This window comes from Streptomyces sp. NPDC005805 (genome assembly GCF_040630445.1).
Classification (GTDB): Bacteria; Actinomycetota; Actinomycetes; order Streptomycetales; family Streptomycetaceae; genus Streptomyces.
In genome coordinates, this window is sequence record NZ_JBEXXN010000103.1 from 1 (window position 1) to 6,024 (window position 6,024).

Genomic DNA, 6,024 nt, shown 5'->3' on the forward strand with positions numbered 1-6,024 from the left:
GAGTGCGAGGTCGTCGCGCTCACCGAGGACGCCCTCGACGGCATCGACGTGGCGCTGTTCCTGGTGCCGGGCGAGGTGTCCGCGCGGTGGGCGCCGGGCACGGGTGCCCGGCGGCCCGTCCGGTGGTGCTACTTGCCGGCGACGGCGTCGGCGAGGATCGGGGTCAGCTTCTCGACGACCCACGGGGAGCTGAGGGCGTCCGGGTAGGCGACGGCGGAGGAGAGGGTGTTCTCCGAGGGCACGACCGCGTAGTGCTTCTTCTTCACCACGTCGAGGGACTGGAAGAGCTTGTTCTTCTCCAGCTCGCCGGCGGAGAGGAGGCCGTTGTCACCGAAGGGGTAGGTGATGAGGAGGACGTCGGCCTCCAGCTCGTCCAGGTTCTCCAGGCTCACCGCGTTCTTCTCGGCGGTGTAGCTCTTCGCCTTGTCCGTCTTGCGGAAGCCGAGCTGCTCGAAGACGCCCGGGTCCTGGTCCGCGTGGGACATGAAGGTGATCTGCTCGGGGTGGACGACCGCGTAGGTGTAGGTCTTGTCCTTGAACTCGGGGTGCGCGGCGGCCGCGTCCTTCGTCGCCTTGTCGTTGGCGGCGATGACCTTCTCGGCCTCGGCGGTCAGGCCGAGGGCCTTGGCGGCGGTGGTGAGCCGCTCCTGCCAGGTGAGGGTGTCGGCATGCTTCTTGTCGGCGTAGGTGACGACCGGCGCGATGGGCTTCAGCTTCGCGTAGTCGGTGTCCATCGACCAGGTGTTCATGCCGAGGATGATGTCCGGGGCCTCTGCGGCGATGGCCTCGTAGTCGGTGCCGTCGGTGTCGTCGTAGGTCTTCAGCTTCTTGCCGCCGAGCTTGTCGACGGCGCGCTGCTTGTACTCGGGCACCGGGCCGCCGTCCTCGGCGTCCGGGGTGATGACGGGCACCAGGCCCAGCGCGAGGGCGATGCTGGTGTCGCCGTCGGAGACGGTGGCCACCTTGACGGGCTTCTTCTCGACCTCGGTCTTGCCCCACGCGTTGGTGAGCGAGACGGGGAACGCCTCGGAGCCGGCGGCGGGCTTCGACTTCGTCTTGGCGTCGCCTTCGTCGGAGCCGGAGCAGCCGGTGACGAGGGCGAGGGCCGCGGTGGCGGCGAGGAGCACCCGGGCGGCGCCGCGGCGGCCGGCCGGTCTTGCGAGGCGGTTCATGGTCATTTCTCCTGCGTGAGGTGACGGCGGCCCAGAGGGAAGATCTGCGGCCGGTCGGTACGGGGGTGGGTGACGACGACGCAGTCCAGTCCGAAGACCTCGGACACGGTGCGGGCGTCGAGCACCTCCTCGGGCGGGCCCTGGCGCACGATGCGGCCGTCGCGCATGGCGACGATCGTGTGGGCGTACAGGGCCGCCTGGTTGAGGTCGTGGGAGACGAGGACGATCGTCTTGCCGGTCCGCTCGTTGAGGTCGGCCAGCAGGTCCATCACCTCGATCTGGTGCGCGATGTCCAGATAGGTGGTGGGCTCGTCGAGAAGGAGGGTCGGGGTGTCCTGGGCGAGGGCGAGGGCGATCCACACGCGCTGGCGCTGGCCGCCGGAGAGTTCGTCCACCGGACGGTCGGTCAGTTCGGCGGTGCCGGTGGCCATCAGGGCCTCGGCGATGACCCGCTCGTCGGCCTCGGTGCGGCGCTGCCCGAACTGGCGGTGCGGGTGGCGGCCGCGCCAGACGAGGTCGCCGACGGTGATGGACTCGGGGGCGACGGGCGTCTGCGGCAGGATGCCGAGGCGGCGGGCGACGTCCCGGGTGCGCATGGCGTGGATGTCGGCGCCGTCGAGGAGGACCGAGCCGCCGGCGATGGGCAGCAGCCGGGCGATCGACTTCAGCAGGGTGGACTTGCCGCAGGCGTTGGGGCCGACGAGGGCGGTGATCCGGGCGGGGGCGATGCTCAGCGAGAGGTCCTCGATGACGCGGGCGTCGCCGTAGCCGGCGCTGATGCCCCGGGCCTGGAGGCCCTGTTCGGGGGCCGGGGCCGCGGTGGTGGTGGACGGGTTCACGTGACGGCTCCCTGCCTGCGCCGAAGGATCAGCCAGACGAAGTACGGCGCGCCGAGCAGCGCGGTGAGGACCCCGGTGGGCACCGGGCTGATCAGAGGGGCGTTCTGGGCGAGGACATCGGCCCCGACGACGATGACGGCGCCGATCAGCGGGGCGAGGGCGATGGCCCGGTCGCCGCCGACCAGCCGGGCGGCGATGGGGCCGCTGACCAGGGACACGAAGCCGATGGGGCCCACCACGCTGGTGGCGAGGGCCGCGGCGGCGGCGCCGACGAGCAGGGCGGTGACACGGGCCGGGGTGACCCGGGTGCCGAGCCCGGTGGCGAGCTGGTCGCCGAGGGAGAGCCCGGTGAGCGGCCGGTGCAGCAGGGCGGCGCCCGTGAGGCAGACGGCGAGTCCGGTGGCGAGGGTGGTGACGCCGTCCCAGTCGGCTCCCGCGGTGCTGCCGATGAGCCAGCGCATCGCGATGGCGATGCTGTTCTCGTCGGCCACCGTGAACAGGTAGTTGGTGTACGCGGTGCACACGGCGCTGAGGCCGATGCCGACGAGGACCAGCCGGTAGGTGTCCACGCCCCGGTGCCAGCTCAGCGCGTGGACGGCGGCGAGGAGGACGAAGGAGCCGGCGACGGCGGCGACGGGCGCACCGAGGGCGAACACGCCGGGCGCGAAGAGCAGCACGGTGGTGGCGCCCGCGCCCGCGCCGGCGGAGATGCCCACGATGTCGGGGGTGGCCAGCGGGTTGCGGATCAGGCGCTGGTAGAGGGCGCCCGCGAGGCCGAACAGCGCGCCGGACAGCAGCGCGGCCATGGCCCGGGGCATCCGGATCTGGAAGATCATGTAGTCGGCGAGTCCGTCGCGCAGCCCGAACGCGGCGGGCAGCACGTCGGCCGGGTCCACCTTGCCGACGCCGCCGAGGAGGAGGGCGGCCGCCGTCAGGCCGAGCAGGAGCACGGTGCACACCGTGGCGACGACGGCGGTCCTGCGGTTGTGGGACCGGCGGCCGGCGCGCAGCCGGGCGACGACGGCCTCGGCGGCGGAGGGCGCCGGGGCGGTCGGGGTCTTGGGGAGCACGGTCGTCATCACACACGCACCAGGTTCCGGCGGCGGGCGAGCCAGACGAAGAAGGGGGTGCCGACGGCGGCGGTCATCACGCCCACCTGGATCTCCCCGTGGTCGACGATCAGGCGTCCGGCGGTGTCGGCGGCGGTGAGCAGGACCGCGCCGAGGGCCATGGAGAGCGGCAGCGACCAGCGGTGGTCCGGTCCGACCAGCATCCGCGCGATGTGCGGGCCGACGAGTCCGACGAAGGCGACCGGTCCGGCCGCGGCGGTGGCGGCGGCGCAGAGCAGGACCGCGACGGCGGCGGCGGCGAGCCGGGCCCGTTCGACCCGGACGCCCAGGCCCCGGGCGGTCTCGTCGCCCAGGCTGAGGATGTTGAGGGTGCGGCCGAGCGGGAGGGCGAGGAGCAGTCCGGCGACGGCGAACGGCAGGACCTCGTCCAGGATCGCGGCGCGGCCGGTGAGCTGGCCGACGGACCAGAAGCGCAGGTGGGCGAAGACCGCCTGGTCGCGCACGACCATCAGCGTGATCAGGGAGGACATCACGGCGGCGAGGGCGACGCCCGCGAGGACGAGTCCGATGGTGGAACTGCCCGCGTTGGTGCGGGTGCCGATCAGATAGACCAGCGCGGAGGTGACGGCGGAGCCGATCAGCGCCATCCAGAAGTAGCCCTGGAGGCCGGTGACTCCGAGGTAGAGGATGCCGAGGACCACGAACATCGAGGCGCCCTGCTGGACTCCGAGGATGCCGGGCTCGGCGAGCGGGTTCATGGTGAGCGCCTGCATGATCAGGCCGGAGGCTCCGAGGGCGGCTCCGACCAGCAGTCCCAGCAGGCTCCTGGGTATCCGCTCGGTCCACATGACGTGCGAGTTGTACGCCTCCCCGCCGGGGTTCAGCAGGATGCGGACGATCTCCAGCGGGGATATGTCACGGGATCCCAGGCCGATGCTCGCGACCAGGGTCGCGGCCACCGCGACGGCGGCCAGCACCAGGAAGACGGCGCCGCGCGAGAAGCTGGTCCGGGCCGGTGGTGAAGTCGACGTCACCGGCGGGGACGTTGTTGTCATGGGGTTTTCGGCTCCTCACGGGTGGTTCGCGAGGTTAGGTTACCCTTACCTCGCTTCCGGCCGATCCAAGTCGGAGGCGCAGGCATCACATTCAGGGGCCGGTGACTCGGCCCCGGAGACACAGGGGGCTGTCGTGACGGAAGGCACGCTGCGGACGATGGACCACGCGTCCGCCGAGGGGTACCGGACCGCGGAGGTGGACGACGGCTTCATCGCGGCCGAGGGGCACCCCACGCACGTCCACACGTTCCATCAGTTCCACTTCGTCCCGCTGGGGCGGATCACGGTCACCGCGCTGGGGACCGATCACCTGCTCTCTCCGGCGGTGGCGCTCTGGATGCCGGCGGGGGTGCCGCACAGCGCGCGCTTCGAGCCCGACTCCCTGGTGCTCACCGAGGCGTTCGAGGCGGACGAGCACACCCTGCCCTACACGGCGCCCGCTGTGGTCAATGTGACCGGGGCGCAGCGCCGGCTGCTGCTGGCCCGGATGCGCAGTTCGCGCCGGGAGCACGACGAGGCGGCGGTGTTCGCAGCGCTGACCGGCGGACCGGAGGAGTGCCTGCCGCTGCCCGAGCCGACGAGCGCGGCCGCCCTCGCGGTGGCGCGGGAACTGCGCACCCGGCCGGCGGACCCGCGTACGGCGACGGAGTGGGCGACCGGGCTGCACACCAGCTCCACCAGTCTGCGGCGGGCGTTCCGGACGGAGACGGGCCTGTCGTTCTCGGAGTGGCGCACCCGGCTGCGTCTCAACCGCTCCCTGGACCTGCTGGCGCAGGGCTATCTGGTGGGTTCGGTGGCGGCCCGGGTGGGTTTCACGAGCACCAACGGCTACATCCTGGCGTTCCGCAAGCACTTCGGGAGGACGCCGGGGGCGCATGTGAAGGCGTGGTCGGAGCAGTGGGCCGGACAGGACGGGCCTCCGGGGGACCACCCGAACAGGTGTTAGGTTAGGTTAGCCTTATCTAAGTCGCACGGCGGTGTGCGCCCGGCGCCGGCCGGGCCCTCCCGTGCGTCCCGTCCGTGACGTCGTCGTTCGCGTCGGCGTCGCCCGTGTCGTCGTTCCTGTCGTCCGTGTCGTCCGTGTGCTGTCCGGCACCCCGCCGGCGCCGGTGTCAGCGAGGAGCCGTCCCATGGATCTGCGCGCCGTCACCCCCTATCCGCTGCCCGCCGAGGACCGGCTGCCGTCCTCGGCGGCGCCGTGGACCTGGGAGCCCGGCCGGGCCGCCCTGGTGGTCCTGGACATGCAGGTCCACTTCCTCGGGCGGTTCCCGCCGGGCGAACCGCCGGCCGGGCAACTCCTGGAGAACATCGGTGTGTTGCGGGAGCGGGCGGCCGGGCTCGGCATGCCCGTGGTGTTCTGCGCCGAGGCGCCGGTACGGCACCCGGAGCGGCGCGGCCTGCTCGCGGAGGTGTGGGGCGCGGGGATCGGCGACCCGGCGGACGCCGAGATCGTCGGCCCGCTCGCCCCGCGCACCGGAGAGCATCTCGTCGAGCACACCCGTCCCAACGCCTTCCTCGGCAGCCGCCTGGAGCGGGTGCTACGGGGCGCGGGACGCGACCAGATCGTGCTGTGCGGGCTGTTCGCCCGGCTCGGTGTGCTACTCACCGCGGCCGACGCCTTCATGCACGGCATCCAGCCGTTCGTGGTGGGCGACGCCGTCGGCGACCTGTCGGCGGAGGACCACCTCGCGGCACTGCGCTGGGCCGCGGCCCACGGGGCCGTCGTGATGAGCACGGCGCGTGCGCTGCCGGCGCGCGCGCCGGAAGAGGGCGCGGTCGGCACCGGGGGGCCACCGGGCTGAGCCCTCTGCCCGGGGCGGGGCGCGGGCGGCGGCACGGGGGGCCGCCGCGCGCGGGCGTGCCCGCGGCGCGGCGCGGGAGGGGAGCG

General features: G+C 72.9%; 6 protein-coding genes and 1 pseudogene. 3 read left to right on the forward strand and 4 right to left on the reverse strand.

Annotation, left to right across the window (positions count from 1 at the left end; all coding sequences use genetic code 11):
- Positions 1 to 207: pseudogene (locus tag ABZ457_RS30225) on the forward strand (hypothetical protein); the annotation flags it as partial.
- Here the strand turns inward: ABZ457_RS30225 and ABZ457_RS30230 are convergent.
- From ABZ457_RS30230 to ABZ457_RS30245, 4 genes are read right to left on the reverse strand one after another with little or no spacing between them, the layout of a single operon-like run.
- Positions 129 to 1,172 carry an ABC transporter substrate-binding protein gene (locus ABZ457_RS30230; protein WP_359164165.1) on the reverse strand — a complete coding sequence of 348 codons (1,044 nt, stop codon included), beginning with the start codon at positions 1,170 to 1,172 and terminating at the stop codon, positions 129 to 131. The pseudogene ABZ457_RS30225 and the gene ABZ457_RS30230 overlap by 79 nt on opposite strands.
- A 2-nt stretch (positions 1,173 to 1,174) precedes the next feature.
- Positions 1,175 to 2,011, reverse strand: coding sequence for an ABC transporter ATP-binding protein (locus tag ABZ457_RS30235; protein ID WP_359164168.1), 837 nt, complete (start codon positions 2,009 to 2,011; stop codon positions 1,175 to 1,177).
- Entirely contained in the window at positions 2,008 to 3,090 is a 1,083-nt protein-coding gene (locus tag ABZ457_RS30240) for an iron ABC transporter permease (protein WP_359164171.1), read from the reverse strand. Before ABZ457_RS30240 ends, ABZ457_RS30235 begins: the two co-directional genes overlap by 4 nt.
- Entirely contained in the window at positions 3,090 to 4,136 is a 1,047-nt protein-coding gene (locus ABZ457_RS30245) for an iron ABC transporter permease (protein WP_359164173.1), read from the reverse strand. Before ABZ457_RS30245 ends, ABZ457_RS30240 begins: the two co-directional genes overlap by 1 nt.
- A gap of 133 nt (positions 4,137 to 4,269) precedes the next feature.
- Between ABZ457_RS30245 and ABZ457_RS30250 the strand changes: the two genes are divergently transcribed.
- Both ABZ457_RS30250 and ABZ457_RS30255 read left to right on the forward strand, forming a co-directional pair.
- Positions 4,270 to 5,082: an AraC family transcriptional regulator gene (locus ABZ457_RS30250; RefSeq protein WP_359164177.1), complete on the forward strand. Its 813-nt coding sequence runs from the start codon at positions 4,270 to 4,272 to the stop codon at positions 5,080 to 5,082.
- A 184-nt stretch (positions 5,083 to 5,266) separates the two neighbouring features.
- Positions 5,267 to 5,938, forward strand: a complete 672-nt coding sequence (locus tag ABZ457_RS30255; RefSeq protein WP_359164180.1) for an isochorismatase family protein — start codon at positions 5,267 to 5,269, stop codon at positions 5,936 to 5,938.
- Positions 5,939 to 6,024: the final 86 nt, after the last annotated feature.

Bases quoted from the DNA above. Each gene is read 5' to 3' on its own strand.
- ABZ457_RS30255 (WP_359164180.1), top strand. From the start codon at position 5,267: ATGGATCTGCGCGCCGTCACCCCCTATCCGCTGCCCGCCGAGGACCGG.
- ABZ457_RS30230 (WP_359164165.1), bottom strand. From the start codon at position 1,172: ATGAACCGCCTCGCAAGACCGGCCGGCCGCCGCGGCGCCGCCCGGGTG.
- ABZ457_RS30245 (WP_359164173.1), bottom strand. From the start codon at position 4,136: ATGACAACAACGTCCCCGCCGGTGACGTCGACTTCACCACCGGCCCGG.
- ABZ457_RS30240 (WP_359164171.1), bottom strand. From the start codon at position 3,090: ATGACGACCGTGCTCCCCAAGACCCCGACCGCCCCGGCGCCCTCCGCC.